General features: G+C 56.6%; 23 protein-coding genes. 10 read left to right on the top strand and 13 right to left on the bottom strand.

What is annotated here, in order from left to right; translation table 11 throughout:
* Window positions 1-54: 54 nt before the first annotated feature.
* On the bottom strand, window positions 55-969 hold the full coding sequence (locus HCH49_RS05995; RefSeq protein WP_087822548.1) for a LysR family transcriptional regulator: 915 nt from the start codon (window positions 967-969) through the stop codon (window positions 55-57).
* Between the two features lie 169 nt (window positions 970-1,138).
* Between HCH49_RS05995 and HCH49_RS05990 the strand changes: the two genes are divergently transcribed.
* The 6 genes from HCH49_RS05990 (at window position 1,139) to HCH49_RS05965 (ending at window position 7,932) form a co-directional block, all read left to right on the top strand.
* On the top strand, window positions 1,139-2,461 hold the full coding sequence (locus HCH49_RS05990; protein WP_221702365.1) for an amidohydrolase family protein: 1,323 nt from the start codon (window positions 1,139-1,141) through the stop codon (window positions 2,459-2,461).
* 66 nt (window positions 2,462-2,527) lie between these two features.
* Window positions 2,528-3,727 carry an arabinose transporter gene (locus tag HCH49_RS05985; protein WP_214538385.1) on the top strand — a complete coding sequence of 400 codons (1,200 nt, stop codon included), beginning with the start codon at window positions 2,528-2,530 and terminating at the stop codon, window positions 3,725-3,727.
* Between the two features lie 55 nt (window positions 3,728-3,782).
* Window positions 3,783-4,553, top strand: coding sequence for an SDR family oxidoreductase (locus HCH49_RS05980; protein WP_087822551.1), 771 nt, complete (start codon window positions 3,783-3,785; stop codon window positions 4,551-4,553).
* A gap of 101 nt (window positions 4,554-4,654) precedes the next feature.
* A complete protein-coding gene (locus HCH49_RS05975; protein ID WP_003857256.1) occupies window positions 4,655-4,930 on the top strand; it encodes a metal/formaldehyde-sensitive transcriptional repressor in 276 nt (91 codons plus the stop codon).
* A gap of 31 nt (window positions 4,931-4,961) precedes the next feature.
* Entirely contained in the window at window positions 4,962-6,080 is a 1,119-nt protein-coding gene (locus HCH49_RS05970; protein WP_167819251.1) for an S-(hydroxymethyl)glutathione dehydrogenase/class III alcohol dehydrogenase, read from the top strand.
* 160 nt (window positions 6,081-6,240) lie between these two features.
* A complete protein-coding gene (locus HCH49_RS05965; protein ID WP_221702364.1) occupies window positions 6,241-7,932 on the top strand; it encodes a methyl-accepting chemotaxis protein in 1,692 nt (563 codons plus the stop codon).
* Window positions 7,933-8,021: 89 nt separating this feature from the next.
* Here the strand turns inward: HCH49_RS05965 and HCH49_RS05960 are convergent, their stop codons facing one another.
* The 4 genes from HCH49_RS05960 to HCH49_RS05945 all read right to left on the bottom strand — a co-directional run bounded on the left by HCH49_RS05960 (window position 8,022) and on the right by HCH49_RS05945 (window position 13,484).
* Window positions 8,022-10,403, bottom strand: a complete 2,382-nt coding sequence (locus tag HCH49_RS05960) for a glucose/quinate/shikimate family membrane-bound PQQ-dependent dehydrogenase (RefSeq protein ID WP_221702363.1) — start codon at window positions 10,401-10,403, stop codon at window positions 8,022-8,024.
* 637 nt (window positions 10,404-11,040) lie between these two features.
* Window positions 11,041-11,964 carry a LysR substrate-binding domain-containing protein gene (locus HCH49_RS05955; protein WP_033145495.1) on the bottom strand — a complete coding sequence of 308 codons (924 nt, stop codon included), beginning with the start codon at window positions 11,962-11,964 and terminating at the stop codon, window positions 11,041-11,043.
* 181 nt (window positions 11,965-12,145) lie between these two features.
* Window positions 12,146-13,030, bottom strand: a complete 885-nt coding sequence (locus tag HCH49_RS05950; protein WP_182932019.1) for an SDR family oxidoreductase — start codon at window positions 13,028-13,030, stop codon at window positions 12,146-12,148.
* A 64-nt stretch (window positions 13,031-13,094) separates the two neighbouring features.
* Window positions 13,095-13,484, bottom strand: coding sequence for a YdeI family stress tolerance OB fold protein (locus HCH49_RS05945; protein ID WP_182932018.1), 390 nt, complete (start codon window positions 13,482-13,484; stop codon window positions 13,095-13,097).
* A gap of 138 nt (window positions 13,485-13,622) precedes the next feature.
* Here HCH49_RS05945 and HCH49_RS05940 point away from each other — a divergent pair, with 138 nt between their 5' ends.
* The 4 genes from HCH49_RS05940 to HCH49_RS05925 are packed head-to-tail and all read left to right on the top strand — an operon-like array spanning window position 13,623 to window position 16,116.
* The gene (locus tag HCH49_RS05940; RefSeq protein WP_182383531.1) at window positions 13,623-14,126 is read left to right on the top strand and encodes a hypothetical protein; all 504 of its coding nucleotides are present in this window, start codon (window positions 13,623-13,625) and stop codon (window positions 14,124-14,126) included.
* Window positions 14,127-14,135: 9 nt separating this feature from the next.
* Window positions 14,136-14,582: a DUF421 domain-containing protein gene (locus HCH49_RS05935; protein WP_217072954.1), complete on the top strand. Its 447-nt coding sequence runs from the start codon at window positions 14,136-14,138 to the stop codon at window positions 14,580-14,582.
* Between the two features lie 11 nt (window positions 14,583-14,593).
* Complete coding sequence (locus HCH49_RS05930) at window positions 14,594-15,112, top strand: 2-oxo-tetronate isomerase (protein ID WP_032657136.1); 519 nt, start codon at window positions 14,594-14,596, stop codon at window positions 15,110-15,112.
* Between the two features lie 17 nt (window positions 15,113-15,129).
* Complete coding sequence (locus HCH49_RS05925) at window positions 15,130-16,116, top strand: SDR family oxidoreductase (RefSeq protein WP_048974696.1); 987 nt, start codon at window positions 15,130-15,132, stop codon at window positions 16,114-16,116.
* Here the strand turns inward: HCH49_RS05925 and HCH49_RS05920 are convergent, their stop codons facing one another.
* The 8 genes from HCH49_RS05920 to HCH49_RS05885 form a co-directional block, all read right to left on the bottom strand.
* The gene (locus tag HCH49_RS05920) at window positions 16,117-17,742 is read right to left on the bottom strand and encodes an alpha-amylase family protein (RefSeq protein WP_221702362.1); all 1,626 of its coding nucleotides are present in this window, start codon (window positions 17,740-17,742) and stop codon (window positions 16,117-16,119) included.
* A gap of 8 nt (window positions 17,743-17,750) precedes the next feature.
* Window positions 17,751-18,761, bottom strand: coding sequence for a cytochrome d ubiquinol oxidase subunit II (cydB, locus tag HCH49_RS05915; RefSeq protein ID WP_063441332.1), 1,011 nt, complete (start codon window positions 18,759-18,761; stop codon window positions 17,751-17,753).
* Window positions 18,761-20,164 (bottom strand): cytochrome ubiquinol oxidase subunit I, encoded by a 1,404-nt coding sequence (locus HCH49_RS05910; RefSeq protein ID WP_033145500.1) that lies wholly within the window; start codon window positions 20,162-20,164, stop codon window positions 18,761-18,763. The genes cydB and HCH49_RS05910 overlap by 1 nt, the downstream gene beginning before the upstream one ends.
* A 68-nt stretch (window positions 20,165-20,232) precedes the next feature.
* Window positions 20,233-21,105: a manganese catalase family protein gene (locus HCH49_RS05905; protein WP_064672479.1), complete on the bottom strand. Its 873-nt coding sequence runs from the start codon at window positions 21,103-21,105 to the stop codon at window positions 20,233-20,235.
* Between the two features lie 15 nt (window positions 21,106-21,120).
* The gene (locus HCH49_RS05900) at window positions 21,121-21,627 is read right to left on the bottom strand and encodes a ferritin-like domain-containing protein (RefSeq protein WP_014831871.1); all 507 of its coding nucleotides are present in this window, start codon (window positions 21,625-21,627) and stop codon (window positions 21,121-21,123) included.
* Between the two features lie 25 nt (window positions 21,628-21,652).
* Entirely contained in the window at window positions 21,653-21,856 is a 204-nt protein-coding gene (locus tag HCH49_RS05895) for a hypothetical protein (RefSeq protein ID WP_008502273.1), read from the bottom strand.
* A gap of 23 nt (window positions 21,857-21,879) precedes the next feature.
* Window positions 21,880-22,374 (bottom strand): ferritin-like domain-containing protein, encoded by a 495-nt coding sequence (locus tag HCH49_RS05890; protein WP_047075334.1) that lies wholly within the window; start codon window positions 22,372-22,374, stop codon window positions 21,880-21,882.
* A 95-nt stretch (window positions 22,375-22,469) separates the two neighbouring features.
* Complete coding sequence (locus HCH49_RS05885) at window positions 22,470-22,655, bottom strand: general stress protein (RefSeq protein ID WP_004150795.1); 186 nt, start codon at window positions 22,653-22,655, stop codon at window positions 22,470-22,472.
* Window positions 22,656-22,846: the final 191 nt, after the last annotated feature.

Genomic DNA, 22,846 nt, shown 5'->3' with positions numbered 1-22,846 from the left:
TGAGGCTATCAGCTGCTCGCCGCTAAAGTGCGGCCAACAGCTGATAGTTTTTTTTCAGTTCGCTTCATGATTTGCGCAAATTTCAGCGCAAAATTCCATAAAGGCTTCGACAGCAGCGGGGGGCAGTCGACGAGATGGCCGCGTGATATACAGCGGATAGGTTTCGCCTGGCCATTCCGGAAAAAGTTCGATCAACACTCCGTCAGCGATCAATTGCGTAACGCTGAGTGAAAGTACCTGAGCAATGCCAACACCACTTACGCAGGATTGCACCATCAGGTCTACATCGGTTGTCGTCAAATGACCGTGAGTATCAATAGCCAGTACTTCGCGATCGCGACGGAATTCCCACTCAAACGGTTTCCCGCGGCGAGGATCGATATACTGAATACACTCATGCGTGACTAGTTCTTCAGGATGCGCAGGTCGACCATGCCGTTTCAGATATGCCGGTGATGCCACAGTGAGTACGCGCGTCTGAAAGAGCAATTTCGAAGAAATAGTTGAGGGGAGCTGTGGCCCGAAACGCACCGCAACATCTATACCCTCCGTCACAAGATCCCCTACGTCAGGCTGCTGCACTACTGTAAGTTCCAGTTCCGGGTGACGTTCGCGCAAAAGAGGCAGTTTCGGGGCCAAAATATAACGAGCGAAGATTGGATTAACGCTGACCCGTAATGATCCTCGTACAGCAATGGCGGCACCGGATACGTAGCTTGCCGCAACTTCAATACCTTCAAGGTGTGGCGAGGCGCGCTCATACAAAGCCCGGCCTTCGTTCGTCAGGTTCATCGTACGCGTCGTACGGTTTAACAAACGCACTCCGAGCCTCTCTTCAAGACGATCTATCGATCGGCTTACGCCAGAAGCGGATAGTCCCAGCACCTCGCCAGCGCGACTGAAACTACCCGCCTCGACAACTGCGGCCAACACGCTCAATCCTGACAGTAGCCTTCCGTCAAAACTCATAGAGACTCACCTTTGAATTTATTCAAATATAATTTGCATAAAACTACCTTTATCAAAAATGGTGCGCAACCTATTGTGTCAGCCAATTCGTTGCCGGGCGCTATTTTACCTGTCTCCGGCTGGGCAAACCTCGCAACGAACGGCATCACTTAACCCTGAGGAATACGAAATGACAACGACGCGCACTCTTTTTAAAGGCGGCATCATCCTTACTCTGGATGCCGATATTCCCAACCTCTCCGTGGGCGATGTTCTCGTCCATGGCGACCGTATCGCAGCAGTGGGTCCGGATCTGCAGGCGGATGATGCCCAGGTGATCGATGCAGCTGACCATATTGTTATGCCCGGCCTGGTGGATGCTCACCACCATATGTGGCTTGGCGTGATGCGCCGCATGATGCCAAATGTCGACGATCTTTTTGCTTACATTGATGTGGTCGCAGAGAAACTGGGCAAACATTATCGTCCTCTGGACATGTACCTGAGTACCAGGCTCACGGCACTTGCCTCACTGGACGCTGGTATTACTACCATCATTGATGCCTGCCACAACTCGCGCAGCCCCGAGCATACTGATGCAGCATTAGATGCTCTAAAGGAAAGCGGCATCCGTGCGTTACATATGGTCGGTGCAGCAATGGATAAAGAAGCTTCGTCGGCGCATTTGCCTGCGGATTTGGAGCGGCTGTCGCTAAGCTGGAATACAAATGACAGCCTGGTGCACGTTGGTCTGTTTGGTCAGCTCAATCTTGACTGGTGGAAGGTCGCTCGCAAACTCGATATGCGCATTCTGACCGAATTCATCGGCGATCTCGCCAATCTCGGCCCTGAGTTTGCCACGCCGGGCCTACTGGGCACACATAACATCTTCAACCACTGTTCAAGGGTTCCTCAGGATACGTGGAAGCTCCTGGCCGATTCAGGAGTGAACATCACGGTCAATCCACGGTCGGATGCGCTATTTGGCTTCGACGATGAAAGTTTTGCCTACCAGCAGGCTGTCGATCGCGGCTTGACCCCGGCACTGGGCATTGACCTTGATACTGCCTTTGGCAGCGATATGTTCGGGGAAATGCATGCTCTGTTCGGGCAACAGCGATCGGCTATGCGCTACCGTCGCTTCCGTGGTGAGGACAATGTGCCGTCACCCATCACGGCCGAGGACGTCCTGAAAGCGGCAACGGTTAATGGCGCGCGTGCGGCCGGTTTGGAGGACCAGATTGGCACCCTTACGCCAGGCAAGCAGGCCGACATTATTATGGTTCGCACCAGCGGAGCCGCTGTTTTCCCGGTAACCAACGTCATTGGTACCGTCGTGCAGGCGATAGAGCGGTCTGATGTGGATACCGTGATGGTGGCCGGCCAGCTTCGTAAACGTGCGGGCAAGTTGGTGGATATTGATCTGGCGGCGCTCAGTACAGAGATAACCGTTTCTCGTGATTACCTGCTCAACGCCAGCGGCTATCACATCGATCTTTTTAAAGCATCCTGATGACAGAGCGGCCTGATACACCGGGCCGTTCAACCCTCTTAATCATATTTCATAAAGGATAATGACATGGGAGCCCTCGCCATAAAGCGGTTCGCGGAGGATAACACCCCGCGCGTCCTGCTTCCCCGCCCGGCAACGGGCGTTATTGCCGCACTTTTCTTTGGCTATCTGGCAGTCGGACTTCCACTGCCGGTGATTCCATTGTTCATCCATGGCCATCTCGGCTTCAGCAACCTCGTGGTGGGACTGGTGATCGGCATCCAGTTTCTGGCCACCGTCCTGACCCGCGGCTATGCCGGACGGCTTACAGACCAGCAGGGCGGTAAACGTTCTGCTCTCCAGGGAGCAATCCTTTCAGCGATAGCAGGGGCGCTGTATTTGGTGGCTTCGGTAACGGATTTATCGCCTGCTGCAACCCTTTGCATTGTTATCGCAGGTCGTCTGATGGCCGGTTTTGGCGAAAGTCAGTTCGTGACGGGATGTGTCTCCTGGGCAATTGCTTCAGTTGGCCCTCAGCGCGCCGGTATGTCCATGTCCTGGACCGGCATCGCGATGTTCGCGGCGCTGTCGATTGGTGCTCCTGTTGGCATGGCGTTATATCAGCATTACAGCCTCGCAATGGCGATGATTGCCTGTATTGCTGCACCGATGTTGGCCGCTCTGGTTGTATTTTGTACCCCATCATATATATCGCCTGGAGGTCCGCGACTGCCATTCCATCGCGTAGTAGGGCGCATCTGGCGCGAAGGGCTGGGATTAATGCTGCAGGGCGTTGGGTTGTCAGGACTAACCGCTTTTGCCTCGCTGTACTTTGCGGCACATCACTGGCAGAACGCCGGCCTGGTGATGACTGCGTTTGGTCTGGGTTTTATTTTCGTTCGCCTCGCCCTGGGGCATCTGCCAGACCAAATAGGCGGCTATCGCGTTGCAGTTTGGTCACTGGTGGTTGAAGCGCTAGGCCAGGCAATGCTGTGGTTGGGTTCAAACGAATGGATGGCACTTGCAGGTGCTCTGGTTACCGGACTGGGCTGTGCGCTGGTTTTCCCCGCACTGGGCGTCGAAGCCTTAAGACGTGTTCCACAAGCCAACCGCGGCAGCGCAATGGGCGCATTCGTTGCATTTCTGGATGTCGCTTATGGAATCGCCGGGCCAGTCGCTGGCCTGATCGCCGGTCAGTTTAGTTATGCCGCTGTGTATCTGTCTGGTGCGGTCTGTGCGCTGCTGGGGGCGCTGATTGCGAGCGCGTCTCGCATGCAGCAATCCTGAATAAACATTCGAGCCGGCAGCGCTTGCTGTCGGTTTACTAATCTGGAGAAATTATATGTCACGCATTTTCATCTCCGGTTCGTCCACAGGCCTGGGTCTGATGGCAGCCGAACTGCTGGTTCAACAAGGACATCAGGTTGTGTTGCACGCGCGTAATGCGAACCGTGCAGAAGATGCCCAACGCGCCTTACCGCAGGCTGAAGCCGTCGTTGTCGGTGACCTGGAGACAATTGAAGGTGCCAGGCAAACGGCATTACGTGTCAACGCCCTGGGACGCTTCGATGCCGTCATCCACAATGCTGCCGTTGGCTACAATGAAGCGTATCGCCTGACCCGCGACGGGCTGCCGCATGTTTTCGCGATCAACACGCTCTCGGCTTACATCCTCACCGCGTTGATTGAACGTCCACAGCGCCTCGTCTATCTGAGTTCGGGTATGCATCATCATGCCCGGGCAAACCTGGATGATATTCTCTGGCGCAAACGTTGCTGGAATGGCTCAGACGCCTATGCGGAGAGCAAATTGCACGACGCTATGCTGGCTTTTGCTATTGCGCGTCGCTGGCGTGATGTGCGTAGTAACAGCCTCGAGCCTGGCTGGGTGCCGACAAAGATGGGAGGGCCGCATGCCCCGGACGATATGGACCAGGCGCACCTGACCCAGGCCTGGCTTGCCGCCAGCCGTGATTCTGAGGCTGACGTAACGGGGAAATATTTCTACCACATGAAGCGCATGACGGCTAATCCGCAGGCGCACGACGTTGTATTGCAGGAGCGTCTCATTGATATTTGTACCGAGATTTCAGGGATAGCGCTGCCGGAGTAATACGTAACGTTAACGAAATGCGCATTAACCATAAAAAACAGAGTGTTTACATCTTAAGGATAAAATAGGTACCATACCCCCCTATAGTATCAGGAGGGCGTATGCCGCATTCACCCGAAGATAAAAAACGTATTCTTACTCGCGTCCGCCGCATTCGGGGTCAGGTTGATGCCCTTGAACGCGCGCTGGAGTCGGGCGACCCCTGTCTGGCCATTCTGCAGCAAATCGCCGCCGTGCGAGGGGCTGCCAATGGCCTGATGGGCGAAATGGTTGAAATTCACCTCAAAGATGAACTGGTGACGGGGGAAACCACGCCGGATCAGCGAGCCGTACGCATGGCGGAAGTCGGCCATTTGCTGCGCTCTTATCTAAAATAAACCCACACACCTGACAAAAAGGGAAGACATGATGAAATCTCGCGCTGCAGTTGCATTTGGTCCCGGCCAGCCGCTGAAAATCGTTGAAATCGACGTGGCACCGCCGAAAAAAGGCGAAGTGCTGATCAAAATCACCCATACCGGCGTGTGCCATACCGATGCGTTTACGCTCTCCGGTGACGATCCGGAAGGCGTCTTCCCGGCGGTGCTGGGTCATGAAGGCGGCGGGATTGTGGTGGAAGTGGGCGAGGGCGTGACCAGCCTGAAGCCTGGCGATCACGTTATCCCGCTGTACACCGCGGAGTGCGGCGAGTGTAAGTTCTGTAAATCCGGTAAAACCAACCTCTGCCAGGCGGTTCGCGCCACTCAGGGGAAAGGGCTGATGCCGGACGGTACCACCCGTTTCTCCTATAACGGCGAGCCTGTTTACCACTACATGGGCACCAGCACCTTCAGCGAGTACACCGTTTGCGCGGAAATTTCCCTGGCGAAGGTGAACCCGCAGGCGCCGCTGGATAAAGTCTGCCTGCTGGGCTGCGGCGTGACCACCGGTATTGGCGCGGTGCATAACACGGCAAAAGTCAAAGAGGGCGACACCGTGGCGGTGTTCGGTCTCGGCGGCATTGGTCTGGCGGTGATTCAGGGCGCGGTACAGGCGAAGGCCGGGCGTATCATCGCGGTCGACACCAACCCGGAGAAATTCAGGCTGGCGGGTGAAATGGGCGCGACCGATTTCGTGAACCCGAAAGATCACGATAAACCGATTCAGGACGTCATCGTTGAGATGACCGACGGCGGCGTTGACTTCAGCTTCGAATGTATCGGCAACGTTAATGTGATGCGTTCCGCGCTGGAATGCTGCCACAAAGGCTGGGGCGAGAGCATCATCATTGGCGTGGCCGGCGCGGGCCAGGAGATTAAAACCCGTCCGTTCCAGCTGGTCACCGGTCGCGTATGGCGCGGTTCCGCGTTTGGCGGCGTGAAGGGCCGTACCCAGCTTCCGGGTATGGTTGAAGATGCTATGGTCGGCAAGATTCAGCTCGACCCGTTCATTACCCACCGTTTGCCGCTGGAGCAGATCAACGACGCGTTCGATCTGATGCACGAAGGAAAATCCATCCGTACCGTCATTCATTTCGGCGACAAGTAACTCTTCTGCCAGCGGTTTTTCGCCGCTGGCGTTTCTTTAATAATCTTCTCTAAAGTGTGACCAGTGCGGCGTTTTTAGCCGTAATCTAAATCCCCACCGTGCCGATGACTATTTAACACGCATGTTTTTACGCATCTTACCTATAAGAGAGTCGACGGTCATGGACAACACTACTTCGATGCAGGCGCAGCGCAAGCTGAGCTTCTTGCATCACATCAGGCTGGTTCCGCTGTTTTCCTCCATTCTCGGTGGCATTATTCTTCTGTTCGCCTTGAGTTCGGGTCTGGCGGGGTATTTCCTGCTGCAGGCCGATAACGATCAGCAGGATGTCACGTCCGAAATTCAGGTGCGTATGGGGCTGTCGAACAGCTCAAACCATCTGCGTACCGCGCGTATCAATCTGATCCACGCCGGTGCTGCAAGCCGCATCGCGGAGATGGATGCGATGAAGCAGAACATCAGCGAGGCGGAAACGCGCATTAAGCAGTCCCAGGAGAGCTTTACCGCCTATATGAATCGTGCCGTGCGTACCGCTGAGGGTGCAGCGCTGGATGAGGATCTCAAGGCGCGGTACGACGCCTATATTGCGGGCATGCAGCCGATGGTGAAATTCGCCAAAAACGGCATGTTCGAAGCGATTATCAACCACGAAAACGAAACGGCGCGTCCGCTGGATGACGCTTACAACGCCGTGCTGCTGAAGGCGATTAAGATCCGCACCGAGCGTGCCAATGCGCTGACGGCGCAGGCGCACAGCCGCACGCAGCTGGGCCTGATGTTTATGGTGGGCGCGTTTGCGCTGGCGCTGGTGCTGACGGCGATGACCTTTGTCGTGCTGCGCCGCACGGTAATCAATCCTTTGCAGCGTGCAGCGAAACGTATCGAGAATATCGCCAAAGGCGACCTGACGATGCCGGACGACGTGGCCGGGCGCAGCGAAATTGGCCGCCTGACGCGCGATCTGCAAACCATGCAGCACTCGCTTGAAAACACGGTGGGGACCGTACGTCAGGGGGCGGAGGAGATCTACCGCGGCACGAGCGAGATTTCTGCCGGTAACACCGATCTCTCTTCGCGCACCGAGCAGCAGGCCGCCGCCATTGAGCAAACCGCTGCAAGCATGGAACAGCTTACCGCGACGGTGAAACAGAATGCCGATAACGCCCATCATGCCAGCAAGCTGGCGGAAGATGCCTCCGGGAAAGCCAGCCGCGGCGGCCAGATGGTCTCAGGCGTGGTCAAAACCATGGGCAATATCTCCACCAGTTCGAAAAAAATCTCCGAGATCACCGCCGTCATCAACAGCATTGCGTTCCAGACCAATATCCTGGCGCTTAACGCGGCGGTTGAAGCGGCGCGGGCGGGCGAGCAGGGGCGCGGTTTTGCCGTGGTGGCAAGCGAAGTTCGAACCCTTGCAAGCCGCAGTGCGAATGCCGCAAAAGAGATCGAAAGCCTGATTAACGAATCGGTCTCGCTGATTGACCAGGGCTCCGGTGAGGTTGTGGCTGCCGGTAACACCATGAATGAAATCGTCGAAGCGGTTAAACGCGTGACCGACATCATGCTGGAGATTGCCGCCGCGTCCGATGAGCAGAGCCGCGGTATTGTGCAGGTGAGCCAGGCGATTTCTGAGATGGATAAAGTGACCCAGCAGAACGCCTCGCTGGTGGAAGAAGCCTCTGCGGCCGCCGCGTCTCTGGAAGAACAGGGCGCGCGTCTGACCGAGGCGGTCGGGGCGTTTCGTCTGAGCGGTGCAAAGTCGGGCCGCGCGGTGACGTCTGCGCCAGTGGCGAAGAACGCGCCGTTGCGTCCGGCGGCGACGGTTCCCGGGGATAACTGGGAGACGTTCTGAGTTGTCGGCAGTGTCGGGTGGCGCTTCGCTTACCCGACCTACAAAATCTGACCTACAAAAAAGGGACCTTTCGGTCCCTTTTTCACATCTTATTGCTTATCGGGTAACGCGTACGCGATAACGTAATCACCGCGATCCGGTGACTGTCGGGCGCCCCCGGCGTTGATGATGATGTACTGCTTACCGGTTTTCGGCGACACGTAGGTCATCGGGCCGGACTGGCTGCCGACCGGCAGACGGTCTTTCCAGATCTCTTTCCCGGTGGCGGTATCAAACGCGCGCAGGTAGAAATCCTGCGTGCCGGCGAAGAACAGCAGGCCGGACTGGGTAGAGAGTGATGCGCCCAGCGTCGGCATGCCGATTGGGATTGGCATGTGCATACGAATGCCCAGCGGCCCGGTATCTTCCACCGTGCCGACAGGCACCTGCCACACCAGCTTGCCGGTTTTCAGGTCAACGGCCGACATGGTGCCGAACGGCGGCTTCTGGCACGGAATGCCCAGCGGCGACAGGAAGCGTTCGCGCATCGCGCCGAACGGCGTGCCGTCCATCGGTACGATGCCCATCTCGATGCCGCTGGCGTTTTTCGCCACGTTAGCGCGCGGCACCATGTAGTTTGCCAGGCCCAGGCGCATATCGTTGACGAACATCAGGCTGTTGTTCGGGTCAACGGAGACGCTGCCCCAGTTCATCCCGCCGAGAGAGCCAGGGAACTGCAGGGAACGGTCGAGACCCGGCGGGGTGAAGACGCCCCGATGACGCATCTCTTTAAACTGAATACGGCACAGCAGCAGGTCGACAGGCGTCGCCCCCCACATGTCGGATTCGGTCAGCGTCTGGTTGCCAATCATCGGCATGCCAACGGAATACGGCTGGGTCGGAGAGTAGCGTTCACCTTCAACGTTACCCGCAGGGACAGGACGTTCTTCTACCTTCGCCACCGGCTTGCCGGTTTCGCGGTTAAGCATGAAGATCATGCCCTGCTTGCTGGTCTGCACCAGCACGGGCGTGGTACCGCCCTTACCGTCGGGCAGGTCGTACAGCAGCGGCTGGGAAGGCAGGTCAAAGTCCCACAGGTCGTGGTGGGTCGTCTGGAAATGCCAGCGCACCTGACCGGTGGTTGCGTCGACGGCGACGATGGAGGAACTGTACTTATCGTCCAGCGCGGTACGTTCGCCCGCCCAGAAGTCCGGGGTGGCGTTGCCGGTTGGCAGGTAGATCAGGTTCAGCTTAGCGTCGTAGGACATTGCTGACCAGACGTTCGGCGTGCCGCGCGTGTAGGTCTGGCCTTCCGGCGGCAGGCCGGTCAGGTTCGGATTACCCGGATCCCACGCCCACGCCAGCTTACCGGTGTGAACGTCGTAGGCGCGCACCACGCCCGGCGGTTCGCCGGTGGAGAAGTTATCCGCGACGCGACCGCCGACGACAACGACATTCCCGGCGACCAGCGGCGTGGAGGTCTGCTGATAATAGCCGGGCTTAATTTCGCCCATGCCGACGCTCAGATCCACGGTGCCATGGTCGCCGAAGTCTTCGCAGACCTTTCCGTCATCCGCGTTGATGGCAATCAGGCGGGCGTCGGTGGTCGGCAGGAACAGGCGGCGAGGGCATGCCGCAGGCGGTGTCTCTGCCTGTGACGTTGTCACGCTGGAATGGTCTTCAAAATAGCCCAGGCCGCGGCAGCGCTGCCAGTTAGGCGCCGTGGCTTTGGAATCGTAGCGCCATTTTTCTTTGCCGGAATCCACGTCCAGCGCCAGCACTTTACTGTACGGGGTACAGACGTACAGCGTGTCGCCAATCTGCAATGGCGTGTTCTGATCTTCCGCGCCGGAGCCGTTGCTCTGCGGAATATCGCCTGTGTGCGCAACCCACGCGACTTTCAGATCGCGGACGTTTTGCTTGTTAATCTGGTCCAGCGCGGCGAAACGGTCGCCGTGGGTGGTATTACCCCAGTGCGCCCAGTTCTTTTGCTGCTCGCCGGGGGCGACGGGTTTCACCGGAACGGGCTCGTTCGCTGCCACGAGGGTCTGCGGCTTAAACATCCAGCCCAGGCTGACCAGCATCGCCACCGCGAGCACGGCCGCGACGCCAAAAGCGGGCGCCTTGTTCGCAACGCTGTGGTTTGCCGCGCGCAGGAAAGGCCAGACGATGGCGCAGAGGAAGGCCAGTACGGCAAAGGTAAACAGGCGAGAGAAGAGCGGCCAGAAATCCCAGCCCGCATCGCCTACCGCCCAGAACAGCGAGGCAATAAAGGCGATGCCGTAAAGCACGATCCCGCTGCTGCGATTGAGGAAAATCAGGATCGCGGCAATCACCATCACCGCGCCCATTATCAGGAAGTATCCACTTCCGCCTACGGTGACGAGCTTAAAGCCCAGCCCGCCGACTGCCAGACCGATGAGCAACATCAGTCCGGCAAGGAGCCACTGCAGGATACGCGGTATCCCACGTGGCGCGCTGCCAAATGCCATTTCTGTCTCCTTAAGATCCCCCCGTCGTGCTGGGTGTGTACCAGTTGGGTAATAAATGCGGAGGGAAGAATGATTAATACGGGTGAATTCGGAGTTGTAAAATTATTTACGAACCATTTGGTGAATTCGTCGCTATGATAAAACTGTTAAATTGTTTTACGCAATTGTTAATGGATTATTCCGCATTAATTGATTAGCGCGCAAGACGGCCCCTCTCCCTTGAGGGAGAGGGCTGGGGTGAGGGGGAACATACGGCTGTGGTGGTCATTCCGTTCACTTTATGTTTCTTGCTACTCTGTAACGACATGGCCTGTGAACGTGCCAGGGCGGCTCAATCGCCACCGCCCTGGCAACCCGGGCTCCCGGCGGTAAATCGCCGCTTCGCGGTGCCCTCAGCTTATTCCTTCAGGCTATCGGGTCGGGCATGAGCCTGCATCCCTGCAGGCCACGCCCTCTCGGCGCATCCCTGCGCCTCGCCCCGGCCTTGCGGAAACGCTTCGGCGATTTACAGCCGGACCAGAGCGTCGCTGTAAGTTCTTCATTTTCCTGAGGCAATATTTATCGCTTCGGGTGGAAAAATGGCTGGTGAACCCTCGCCCCGTTGGGGAGAGGGTTAGGATGAGGAGGGCGAAAGTTGTCAGACCGGCATTGATTTACGAATAGCGCTCAGCAGCGTCTGCGCGCCCGTTGAAAGCGGCGTGTCTACGCGGGTCAAAATGCCGATAGGTTCACCGGGGCCGGGGGAGGTAATCGGCAGGGCAATCAGCGTTCCCTGACGTAAATCATCTTTCACCGCGCCGGAGGGGACGAACCAGACGTAGTCATAATCCAGCGTAAGCTGGCGCGAAAGCGAAGCCGACAGCGTTTCGATACATCCTGAGGGCAGCGTACACCCCTGCATTTGCAGCAAGGTTTCGGCGGTCTGGCGGGGAACGGTCCCTTTTGGGCAGACCACTACCGGCCACTCCATCACGCGGCTTAACGTGACCGTGTCCTGCAGCAGGGGGTGATCGGGACGAACCACCAGCTTCAGAGACTCCAGGAACAGCAGTTCATAGTTGAGGCCGCCCATCAGCTCAGGGTCGGACATGCGACCGATTCCGAGATCCAGTTCGCCGGATTTCAGCCCCGCGAGCAGCATGGTGTTATTCATGGTGGCGACCTGAATCGTGGTATGCCGCTGCTGCTTGTGGAACTGGCCGATAACGGGCGGAAGAATGCCCAGCGCCGCGGTAGGCAGAGCGCCCACGCGCACCACCTCACTGGATTGCTCTTCTTTTCGGTGCAGGGACTGGCCTGCGGTATTGAGCGCATCCAGCACTTTCACGGCGTGCGTGAGAAACTGTTCGCCCACGATGGTAAGCTGCGCCCCCAGCCGGCCGCGGTCAAAAAGACGGGCACCGGTCAGCTGTTCCAGCTCGTTGAGGGTTTTTGAGAGCGCAGGCTGGCTCAGGTTGAGAGTTTCAGCCGCACGCCCCAGCGTTCCCTGTTGAGCGACGGCCACAAATGTATGCAAATGGCGCAAGCGTATGCGCTGACTGAACAGACCATTTTTTTCCATAGGCGATGTTAAAAACAGAGCGATGCGGGTGACAAGTTAAGTTGTTTAATTTTGATAACCTGATAGCAAAATATTTTTAACATTTGATCTGTTTGAGTTACAACATGTTTTTTGGCGGGGGAATAAAAGCGAACATCCTTGTTCGTTTATTGCTCACTGCGGAGGGGTATCGTCTACCGGTTTAGATCACGCCGTCGCCGCCATCGGAGCACCACACCTGGCCGGACGTAAATGAACATTCATCCGAGGCCAGCGTGACGTACAGCGGGGCAATCTCGACGGGCTGGCCCGGACGTCCCAGCGGGGTGTCGCCACCGAACTCCTTCACTTTTTCCATCGGCTGCCCGCCGCTGGACTGCAGAACCGTCCAGTAAGGGCCAGGAGCAACCGCGTTGACGCGAATGCCTTTCGGACCCAGCTGCTTGGCTAAGGATTTGGTAAACACCGCCAGACAGGCTTTCGTCTGGGCGTAGTCCAGCAGCACGGGGCTGGGCTTCACCGCCTGAACGGAGGAGGTATTAATGATAACGGACGACGCTTTCAGGTGGCGCAGGGCCGCCTTGGTGATCCAGAAAGGAGCGTAAACGTTGGTTTTAAACGTTGCGTCAAAATCTTCCGTGGTCAGTTCCTCAAGCGATTCACGGAACTGCTGACGGCCGGCGTTGTTGACCAGAATGTCCAGCCCGCCCAGTCGCGACACGGCTTCTTCGACCAGATTCTGACAGAAGGTTTCGTCCCGGACGTCACCCGGCAACGCGATGGCCTTGCGGCCTTCCGCTTCGATCAGCTCGATGACCTCAGCGGCGTCTTTTTCCTCTTCGGGCAGGTAGTTAATGGCAACGTCAGCGCCTTCACGCGCATAGGCGATAGCGACCGCGCGACCAATGCCGGAGTCTCCGCCGGTAATTAGCGCTTTTTTGCCGGCAAGGCGGCCATGTCCTTTATAGCTTTGTTCCCCGTGGTCGGGTACGGGCTGCATTTCGGATGCCAGTCCCGGCGGCGTCTGCGGCTGTTCCGGGAACGGGGGCTGCGGGTAAGCGTTCGTACGTTGTTTAGTATCACTCATAGCTGACTCCTTAAGCCAAGGGGTGAGATTTGATGGATAACTGCAGCGTTAACGCTTCGCTGAATTATTTCTGCAAACGATCAACACGGACGACGGCAGGAGATGATTTTTTATCAAGCGAACCGTTGATACTGATCATCTGGTCGGGTTTTACCGTTCTGCCGTCGAAGACTGCCTGGGGAATAATAACGTCGATTTTTCCGGTTTTATCCTGAAATACAAACTTATCGCCGCTACCGTCAATAAGATTACCGCGTAATGAAATTGTCGCACCATCGTGCAATTCTTTTGCCTGCCTGATGGTCATAATACGCGCGTCGTCGGTTCCGCGATATCCGCTATCAAGCGCGTGGGGAGGCGGTGGCGCTTCGCCTTTTTGTAAACCCCCGTTATTATCTGCCCATGCGGCCGGAGCCAGAAATATCAATAAAGCGGAAATAAGTGATAATTTCATCCGATATCCTTCATTTTGCGTGTCTTGACTTATTAAGTATTGTTGCTATTCCTTTATGTGGCAAATGTGATAAGTCCTAAAAACATTCGCGTTAGAAATCAAAATTATCGGATAATAAGCGAAACGGTGACGATGACCATGAAGCGTGAAAATGAAAAGTTACCCGGGATAGATGAGAGTTACCGTTTGCTGACGTTTGAATACGCGTTTCGTCAGGTGGGTTTTATTGTTCTGCTGGGTATTATCGTCGCGGCGATTGCCGGTCTGTTTTCCAGCGGAATGGTCAGCGACACGGTCAAAACGAATTCCGCTAAATCATTGACCATAGACTATGAACGCTTTGGACGACGGGAGACAGAGACGCGGATGGCGCTCGCGTTTCCGGTGCAGAGCGAGGGGAAGTATGTCCTCAGTATGACCAGCGAGAGCAGCGATGCGTATGAGCCCGGCAGCGTCTGGCCGCAGCCGGACGCTATGTTCAGCCGCGGGAAGACCCTCTTTTTTGTCTATAACAATCTGAAAAAAACAGACAGTTTCTCCGTGTTACTCTTCACGACACCTTCCAGAGCCGGTAAATGGAACACCGTCATCCGCGTCAACAGCGAGCCGGAAATTAACATCTGGCAATTTATTTACCCCTAGGAGGCTGATATGGATATGGTCTTTCGCGCGCTGGCTATTTATCTGTTTCTGGTGGTGGTATTTAAAGTGGCCGGGCGTCGCGCGCTGCTGCAGATGACCAGCTTCGATCTCATTCTGCTTCTGATAATTAGTGAAGCCACGCAGCAGGCGCTTCTCGGACAGGATTTTTCCGTTACCGGCGCGATGATTACCATTACCACGCTGGTGGTGGTCGATATTATATTCGGGTTGATGAAGAAATATTTCTCGCCGGTGGAGAATATTCTGGATGGCACTCCTGTTATTCTTGTTGAGAACGGCGTGCCGTTAGCCGATAAACTGAAAAAAGTTGACGTGTCCTGTGATGATATTCTGGTGTCAGCGCGCCAAAATAATGGCATTACGGAAATAAGCGGCATTAAATATGCCATACTTGAGCGCAATGGGCATATTTCAATCATTCCTTTCGAGAAATAAGAGGCGGCAAGATGAGCAATCTTTTTCACGACAGCAATAATACCGTGGGTGAACTGACGAAAAAGCTGGCGAGCAAATTAACCGATCTCGGGCTTCGCTTAACCACCGCGGAGTCCTGCACGGGCGGAAAACTCTCGGTGGCGCTTTGCGCAGAGGAAAACACCGCCGAATTTTATGATGTTGGGCTGGTCGTGTTCAGCGATGAAGCTAAAGCGCGGATCCTCGGCGTGCGTCCCGAGACGCTTGAGCGGTTTACGGCCGTGAGCGAGCAGACGGTAACCGAAATGGCCGCCAGTATCCGCGACATCGCCCAGGCCGATATCAGCATCGCCATCAGCGGCTACGCGGGTCCGGAAGGGGGCGACGACGGCACGGCGGCGGGGACGGTCTGCTTCGCGTGGAACATACGCGGCGAGACGAAGACCCGCACCGTGCTTTTCTCCGGTGACTGTCAGGACGTGGTCGAAAAAGCGGTGCATTACTCGCTGGCTGAACTGGTGACAACCTTGTCAGACGGGAATAACGGATAAACTCACGTGGAGGTTCTATGGCTGTCATAGTGATTACCGGCGGGACGGCGGGCGTGGGAAAAGCCACGGCGCTGCATTTTGCAAAGGCGGGTTACGACGTGGGGCTCATCGCCCGCGATGAAGCCAGCCTGCACTCTACCCAGGAGGAGCTACGGCGCTTTGGCGTTAATGCCCACGCCGTGCAGGCGGACGTCGCCGACAGCCAGGCGGTGGTGGATGCCGCTAACGAAATTGAGTATCGCCTCGGCGCGATTGATGTCTGGGTGAACAACGCGATGGGGGCCATTCTGGCGCCGTTTCGTACCCTCACGCCGGACGAGTTTCGGCGCGTGACTGAGGTGACGTACCTCGGCTACGTGAACGGCACTCGCGCCGCGCTCGAACTTATGGTTCCGCGCGACAGGGGGGTGATTATCCAGGTAGGTTCCGCGCTGGCCTACCGTTCCATTCCGCTGCAGTCAGCCTACTGCGGGGCAAAAGCGGCGATCCGTGGGTTCACCGATGCGGTGCGTACCGAGCTGATGCATGAGAACAGCCGGGTTCAGCTTTCGATGGTCCAGATGCCGGGGCTCAATACCCCGCAGTTCGAATGGGCGAGGAATAAGTTCGCCTGGGCGATGCGCCCGGTGCCGCCGGTCTTTGAGCCTGAGGTGGCCGCCAGCGCCATCTTCAGGGTGGCGCAAAAGCCGGTACGCGAGCTGTGGGTAGGCAGCAGCACCATCCAGTCCATCGTCGGGCAATTTTTCTTCCCCGGTTTTCTTGATCGGCTGATGGTGAAAAAGGCGTGGGAAGGCCAGATGACCGACGATCTCAACGCGCCGGATCGTCGGGACTATCTCGACCAGCCGGTTAACGATCTGCATAAAATCCATGGCCGCTTTACTGACGAGGCGAAAACCCGCGCGCCGTCCGTCACCTCCGGCATGCCGGGGAAAGTGGCCCTTGGCGCCCTCGCGGTGGCGGGAATAGTGCTGACGCGTCTGATAACTCGCCGGAAACCGTAGTCAGCGCAGCGCGCTACGGTGCGTCCAGAACCAGCGATAGCCGTAGCCGCCAAGGCTGAGCTGAACGGTTTTACCGCAAATCAGCGCGTCATCGTAGCGCTTGTCCTCGAGACAGGCGGTCCAGGTGGCGTTGCGGATCCCTTTGGCGGTGAACTGTACCGGCTGGTCGCTGAAGTTAACGAAGGTCAGGATGCTGCGCTCGTCGGTCTCGTAATAAAGCCCCAGCACCGCGTCATCATCGATTGCGATCAGGCGAAAGGGCGCAACGGCTATTTCAGGGAACTCCGAGCGGGTAGTGGCAATATCGATGATCCGGTGCAGGAGCGAGTTGTGGTGAAGCAGCGAATCGGCGACGTTGACTTTCTGATAGCGGTAAGGGCCATGGTCGATAATCGGCGCGATAAATTTTTCCGGGTCGGCTGCAGAGAAACCACCTCCTTGCGATCCTGCCCACTGCATCGGGGTGCGGACGGCGTAGCGCTCCTCCAGATCCAGGTCGTCGCCCATGCCTATCTCGTCGCCGTAGCGCATCACCGGGACACCCGGCAGGGAAAACAGCACCGCGTGGCAGAACGCCAGCCGCTTCCGATCGCCGTTGAGCATCGGGGCCAGGCGGCGGCGGATCCCGCGCTGATAGACGTTCATCTCCTCATCAGGGGCGAACGTGTCGAGGACAAACTGTTTGTCTTTCTGACTGATGCCTTCCAGATCCAGCTCGTCGTGGTTGCGCAGCCAGTTGGCAAAACAGCAGGAGTCAGGCGGGACGATCATCTTCTTCACCGCATTGCGCAGCGGGCGGGCGCTTTTGCGGGCCAGGCTGACGTAAAAATACTTGTTGAGCCAGAAATTGAGCACCAGATTCAGGCGGTCGTTATTGCCGAAGTAATCTTTATAGGCCTCTACGTCTACGTCCACTTCACCCAGCAGGATCGCGTCCGGATTGCGCTCTTCGATAAGACGCCGCATATGCTCGAGGATCCACAGCCCTTTTTTTTCATCACCGTTTCCCGCCTGGGTGGTGAGGTGGGACGCGGCATCGAGGCGAAATCCCGACACGCCCAGCTTGAGCCAGAAGAGGATGATGTTTTCAATCTCTTTAAGCACCGCGGGCGAGGTGAGGTTCAGATCCGGCTCGTGGCGATAGAACATGTGCCGGTAGTATTGTCCCGCCTCGTCGTCCCAGGTCCAGATGCTCTTTTCCACGCCGGGAAACATGGGGGGCGTATCGTCCTTGTCGTTATCCGACCAGAGGTAGTAATCACGATAGGGTGACGCCGGGTTGCGGCGGGCCTGCTGGAACCAGGGATGCGCGTCCGACGTGTGCTGGATCAGCAGCTCGATAATGACCTGCATGCCCAGCTCGCGGGCCTGCTCGATAAAGGCGATGATATCGGCCAGCTTTCCGAAGCGGGGATCCACCTGGAGGTGGTCGCTGACGTCGTAGCCTTCATCGAGAAAGGGCGTGAGGTAAAACGGGGTGATCCAGATGACCGTCGCCCCCATGCGGCGTATATAGCGCAGCTTGGCCGCGATCCCGGCGATGTCCCCGCAGCCATCGCCGTTCAAATCATAAAATAGCGCGGTATCAATCTGATAAATAATGGCTCGTGTATGCCAGTCGGTCATAGCGTTCCTCAGTGATAGCCTTCAGTATCCGACACTTTGCCCCGGAAGACGTAGTAGCTCCAGGCGGTGTACACCAGGATCACCGGAATAATCAGCAACGTGCCTACCAGCATAAACAGCTGGCTGGCAGGCGGGGCCGCGGCTTCCCACAGGGTGATGCGCGGCGGAATAATGTTTGGCCAGAGGCTGATGCCGAGCCCGCTAAACCCGAGGAAAATAAGCCCCAGCGTCAGCAGGAAGGGGCGGGAGTGGCTGGCCGGGTTGCGGGTCAGGCGCCAGATCAGCACGCTGAAAAGCCCGACCAGCAGCGGAACCGGCAGGAACCAGAAGAAGTTGGGCAGGGTAAACCAGCGGTCGGCCACGTACTGCCAGCCGAGCGGCGTCCAGATGCTCACCACGGCGATGACGACCATCAGCGCCAGCAGCACGTGGCGGGTCAGCTCGCGCATGCGGGCCTGCAGCGCGCCTTCGCTTTTCATAATGAGCCAGGTGGTGCCCAGCAGCGTGTAGGCCACAACCAGCCCGATACCGCAGAAGAGGTTAAAGGGGGTGAGCCAGTCAAGCGCGGAGCCGACGAAACGCCGCCCCTCAACGTCGAAGCCGTTAATCACGGCGCCCACCACCACGCCCTGGCTGAAGGTGGCGAGCAGAGAGCCGCCGGCAAAGGAGTAATCCCAGAATTTGCGGTGCGACGGCGTGGCTTTGAAGCGGAACTCAAAGGCGACGCCGCGGAAGATGAGGCCGATCAGCATCGCGGTGAGAGGAATGGTGAGCGCATCAATAATCACCGCATAGGCCAGCGGAAACGCGCCGAACAGGCCCGCGCCGCCGAGCACCAGCCAGGTCTCGTTGCCGTCCCAGACCGGCGCCACGCTGTTGACCATCACATCGCGCTCTTTCGCATCGCCCACGAAGTTAAACAGCAGGCCGATGCCCAAATCAAAGCCATCCATGATGATGTACATCAGCGTGGCAAAGACGATGATGGCAAACCAGATAACTGAGATATCGACGCCCATCAGTTTCTCTCCTGTTCAGGAACAGACTCAGCGGCAGACAGCGGACGGGCGGGTGTGCCCGAGGTGTTTGACGTCAGCGTATCGACAGGCTGCGGTCCTTTCTTAATCAGCCGGATGAGGTAAACATAGCCCACCCCAAACACCGACGAGTAGACGACGAAGAACGCCAGCAGGCTGATGCTCATCTGCAGGGTGCTGTGCAGCGATACCGCGTCGATGGTGCGCAGATAGCCGTAGACCACCCACGGCTGACGGCCCACCTCGGTGGTGACCCAGCCGGCGAGCAGCGCCAGCAGCCCGGCAGGCCCCATGCAGAGGGCAAACCAGTGGAACGGGCGAGAGTGGAAAAGTCGATGACGATAGCGCAGCCAGACGCTAATCAGCCCGAGGGTAATCATCAGCAGCCCCATCCCGACCATGACGCGGAACGACCAGAAGACGATGGTCGAATTAGGGCGGTCTTCTTTCGGAAAATCCTTCAGCGCCGGGACCTGCTTATCCAGACTGTGGGTCAGGATAAGGCTGCCAAGCGCGGGGATCTCCAGACCGTATTTGGTGCGCTCCTCCTCCATATCCGGCAGGCCAAACAGCAGCAGCGGGGTGGCCTCGCCCGGCGGATTTTCCCAGTGTCCCTCAATGGCGGCAATTTTGGCCGGCTGATGCTCAAGCGTGTTCAGACCGTGCATATCGCCTACGACCGCCTGGATGGGGGCGACCAGCAGCGCCATCCACATCGCCATGGAAAACATGGTGCGGACGGCGGGGGTATCGTTACCGCGCAGCAGGTGCCATGCGCCCGACGCGCCGACAAACAGCGCGCTGCTCAGAAACGCGGCGATAGCCATATGAATAAGGCGATAAGGGAAGGAGGGATTAAAGACGATCGCCAGCCAGTCCTGCGGAATAACCTGTCCGTTCTCGATAGTGAAGCCCTGCGGCGTATGCATCCAGCTGTTGGAAGCGAGGATCCAGAAGGTCGACATCAGCGTGCCGAGCGCCACCATGCAGGTTGAAAAGAAGTGCAGGCCCGGGCCGACCTTATTCCAGCCGAACATCATGACGCCAAGGAAACCGGCTTCAAGGAAGAAGGCGGTTAAGACTTCATAGGTCAGAAGAGGGCCGGTAATACTGCCCGCGAACTGTGAGAACCCGCTCCAGTTGGTGCCAAACTGGTACGCCATGACCAGGCCGGAAACGACACCCATCCCGAAGTTAACGGCAAATATCTTGAGCCAGAAATGGTACAACGATCGCCAGACGTCGTTTTTTGTACGCAGCCACATGCCCTCCAGCACCACCAGATAGCTGGCGAGGCCGATGGTGATCGCAGGAAAAAGGATATGAAACGAGACGGTAAAAGCGAACTGAATTCTGGCCAGATGGAACGCGTCGAGTTCGAACATGGTCCGTACCTCTGAAACGATGGGGCACGAGAATTGCCGGGCAGTTTATGGCTGCCCGGCAAAACCGATTACGGTTTAGTCTTACCGGCACCCAGCTCGGCACCGGTCAGCGGGTCAGAATGTGGATCGGACTTCGTGCGGGCAGACATCGCCTTGAGCAGGGTTGCCTGTTCGGTCGTGAGCGTGACGCTTGCGCTGCCATCGCCGCCGTCAACCGCAGGCTGGGGGGACTCAACGTAATCGAAATGTTTATCGCTGTTCCAGCTTCCGCGAACCTCTCCACCTTCAGACATATTGTAGTACTTGTTGGTGAATTCCTCGATTGGCGGCAATTTTCCCGGTGGGAAATTATTACGGATGGACTGCAGCGCCTTCTCAAAGGAGAGCTGATGCGCCGCCTCGCGCGTCATCAGAAACGCCAGGGCATCCTTTACGCCGGGATCGTCGGTCACGTTGATCAGCCGTTCATAGATGATTTTCGCTCTGGCCTCTGCTGCCACGTTTGAGCGCAGGTCCGCCGTCGGTTCGCCGATGGTGTCGACGTAGGCCGCCGTCCAGGGCACGCCCGCCGAGTTAGTCAGCGGAGTGCCGCCACCGTACAGCAGGGAGGTGATGTGGCTGTCATTGCCGTTTTCGGTCATGGAGCGATACAGCTCGGCCTCGTTTTCCACCCCTTCCGCCAGCGCGCCTTTGGCGCCTTTATTCAGCATGCCGACCAGGGTACCGATGATTTCGAGGTGGCTTAGCTCCTCGGTCGCGATATCCATCAGCATATCTTTACGGCCCGGATCGTCATCGCTCAATCCTTGCGTAAAGTACCGGCAGGCGGCAGCCAGTTCGCCCTGAGGCCCACCGAACTGTTCCAGTAAAAGGTTGGCGAGGCCTGGGTTAGGTTCGGCAACGCGAACCGTATATTGCAGCTGTTTGACGTGTCGGAACATGGCGATTCTCCCTGATTATTTTTTTGCTTCGACGCCCGATGCGTCTGAACGCAGCAGGAACTGTTCCGTGGTCTGCGGAATATGGCGAATCAGCCAGTCGGCCATTTCGCGTTCTTCCGCCAGAATCGTCTCGATGGCTGGTACCGAGGCCGTGTCGCCTGCTTTCTTCGCCGCAGCGAGCAGGGAGGTATAACAGGCTATTTCAAACTGTTCGAAAACATAGCCGCTGATCGAACCCTTCACGATCTCATCAGACGGGAACATGCCGCCGATGGACTGGCCGAGCGCCGCCATTTTGCTCATCGAATCTTTTAAAACCGAACGAGAAATATCATTACGGTCGAGGATTTCTTCCAGCAATGTAATTTGCCGTTTTGTCTCATTAATATGCTGCTCAATTCGGGCGCGAACATCAGGATAATTATCGATACGGCTGGCCATGGATTCCAGCATAGATTCGGCTTGCTTTTCCATCGCATGGGCATCGCGTAGCCAGTCATGGTAGTGTTCTACGTGATTCATCATTGTATCCTCATTAGGGGTTCGCTTATTTGGTCTCACTTTCAGCAGCCTGATCGGCACGCGCGGCACTGTAGCCAGATAAATGGCCGACAATATTGGCGTAAATGCTGATGATAATGACCCATAGCACGCTGTTCTTCCACCATATTACGGAAGGGATGGCGAGAATGAACCATATTATGGCTGCCGCTAAATGGCACCGTTTAATTGTCCTGGGACTGATGCTCATTTTATTTAACCTGTATTATTGCGTCATTTCTGCGCTTTTTGATTAATATTTCCTACGGCTAGGTCGGTGAGTTTAAGGTCGGTCTCTTTTTCTTCTTCCAGCGTTTCGGCAAGAAGCTTAACGGCTTTTTTATAGCCCAGTTGTTCAGCTAGTGTTGCAAGGGTACCGTAGCTGGCAATTTCGTAATGTTCGACTTTTTGCGCGGCGGCAATAAGTGCGGCATCACGTACTTCATTTTTTTCCGTGCTTTCGATGACTTCGTTGGCTTCTTCAATTAAGCCTTCCATTGCCACGCACTTCATGCGCTTAAGCTTGATACCGTCTTCCTGCTCGACGATCTGGTCGATACGTTCGATCTGACCCTGCGTCTCCTCAAGGTGTGCGGTAAAAGCGGCGCTCAGCTTCTCGCTGGAGGCGGCGCGGGCAAGTTTGCTTAACGCACGGGTAAGCTGCTTTTCTGCGCTGTAGGTATCCGACAGAAGATGAATAAAGACATCATCGACGCTTTTCATATTCATAATAATTACGCTCCGGTAAAATAAAGAAAGGGTACTGCGAGCTTTTCAGCCCGCAGCATGCTCTCTGGTTTTATTAAAAGAGTTTTAAAATAAGATCAGGAGTTATCAGATTTACGGCCTCCGCCGTGACTGTTCTGTCCTCCTTTCTTACCCGCTTCAGAAGCGCGTTGCGGATCGTTTTTAAAGTTCCCACCGCTATGCTGGCCACCTTTACGTCCAGCTTCTGATGCTTTTTCACGGTCTTCAGCGAAATTACCGGAACCACCACGATGCTCTGCCATATTAAACCTCATAGTCATATATTGGTTATGTCAGTACGATACGAAAATATTCCGTATCACTCGTCGTTCGAGTAATAACTCTAGTCGCTGTGCGTCATCCGTCAAATGCGTTTTGCTATTTGCGGTTGCGTTATTTTTAAATATTTGTAAATTTGCGCTTCGCTTAAAAAGGAAATATGGATAGACAGGAA

The sequence above is a fragment of the Enterobacter sp. Y17 genome, assembly GCF_019730495.1.
Lineage (GTDB): Bacteria > Pseudomonadota > Gammaproteobacteria > Enterobacterales > Enterobacteriaceae > Enterobacter > Enterobacter asburiae_B.
Note: the sequence above shows the minus strand (reverse complement) of the source record. Positions and strands in the feature narration are given on the sequence as shown.

Excerpts from the sequence above, each read along its gene's own strand:
- HCH49_RS05995 (WP_087822548.1), bottom strand. The coding sequence starts at position 969 with ATGAGTTTTGACGGAAGGCTACTGTCAGGATTGAGCGTGTTGGCCGCA.
- HCH49_RS05990 (WP_221702365.1), top strand. The coding sequence starts at position 1,139 with ATGACAACGACGCGCACTCTTTTTAAAGGCGGCATCATCCTTACTCTG.
- HCH49_RS05985 (WP_214538385.1), top strand. The coding sequence starts at position 2,528 with ATGGGAGCCCTCGCCATAAAGCGGTTCGCGGAGGATAACACCCCGCGC.
- HCH49_RS05980 (WP_087822551.1), top strand. The coding sequence starts at position 3,783 with ATGTCACGCATTTTCATCTCCGGTTCGTCCACAGGCCTGGGTCTGATG.
- HCH49_RS05975 (WP_003857256.1), top strand. The coding sequence starts at position 4,655 with ATGCCGCATTCACCCGAAGATAAAAAACGTATTCTTACTCGCGTCCGC.
- HCH49_RS05970 (WP_167819251.1), top strand. The coding sequence starts at position 4,962 with ATGAAATCTCGCGCTGCAGTTGCATTTGGTCCCGGCCAGCCGCTGAAA.
- HCH49_RS05965 (WP_221702364.1), top strand. The coding sequence starts at position 6,241 with ATGGACAACACTACTTCGATGCAGGCGCAGCGCAAGCTGAGCTTCTTG.
- HCH49_RS05960 (WP_221702363.1), bottom strand. The coding sequence starts at position 10,403 with ATGGCATTTGGCAGCGCGCCACGTGGGATACCGCGTATCCTGCAGTGG.
- HCH49_RS05955 (WP_033145495.1), bottom strand. The coding sequence starts at position 11,964 with ATGGAAAAAAATGGTCTGTTCAGTCAGCGCATACGCTTGCGCCATTTG.
- HCH49_RS05950 (WP_182932019.1), bottom strand. The coding sequence starts at position 13,030 with ATGAGTGATACTAAACAACGTACGAACGCTTACCCGCAGCCCCCGTTC.
- HCH49_RS05945 (WP_182932018.1), bottom strand. The coding sequence starts at position 13,484 with ATGAAATTATCACTTATTTCCGCTTTATTGATATTTCTGGCTCCGGCC.
- HCH49_RS05940 (WP_182383531.1), top strand. The coding sequence starts at position 13,623 with ATGAAGCGTGAAAATGAAAAGTTACCCGGGATAGATGAGAGTTACCGT.
- HCH49_RS05935 (WP_217072954.1), top strand. The coding sequence starts at position 14,136 with ATGGATATGGTCTTTCGCGCGCTGGCTATTTATCTGTTTCTGGTGGTG.
- HCH49_RS05930 (WP_032657136.1), top strand. The coding sequence starts at position 14,594 with ATGAGCAATCTTTTTCACGACAGCAATAATACCGTGGGTGAACTGACG.
- HCH49_RS05925 (WP_048974696.1), top strand. The coding sequence starts at position 15,130 with ATGGCTGTCATAGTGATTACCGGCGGGACGGCGGGCGTGGGAAAAGCC.
- HCH49_RS05920 (WP_221702362.1), bottom strand. The coding sequence starts at position 17,742 with ATGACCGACTGGCATACACGAGCCATTATTTATCAGATTGATACCGCG.
- cydB (WP_063441332.1), bottom strand. The coding sequence starts at position 18,761 with ATGGGCGTCGATATCTCAGTTATCTGGTTTGCCATCATCGTCTTTGCC.
- HCH49_RS05910 (WP_033145500.1), bottom strand. The coding sequence starts at position 20,164 with ATGTTCGAACTCGACGCGTTCCATCTGGCCAGAATTCAGTTCGCTTTT.
- HCH49_RS05905 (WP_064672479.1), bottom strand. The coding sequence starts at position 21,105 with ATGTTCCGACACGTCAAACAGCTGCAATATACGGTTCGCGTTGCCGAA.
- HCH49_RS05900 (WP_014831871.1), bottom strand. The coding sequence starts at position 21,627 with ATGAATCACGTAGAACACTACCATGACTGGCTACGCGATGCCCATGCG.
- HCH49_RS05895 (WP_008502273.1), bottom strand. The coding sequence starts at position 21,856 with ATGAGCATCAGTCCCAGGACAATTAAACGGTGCCATTTAGCGGCAGCC.
- HCH49_RS05890 (WP_047075334.1), bottom strand. The coding sequence starts at position 22,374 with ATGAATATGAAAAGCGTCGATGATGTCTTTATTCATCTTCTGTCGGAT.
- HCH49_RS05885 (WP_004150795.1), bottom strand. The coding sequence starts at position 22,655 with ATGGCAGAGCATCGTGGTGGTTCCGGTAATTTCGCTGAAGACCGTGAA.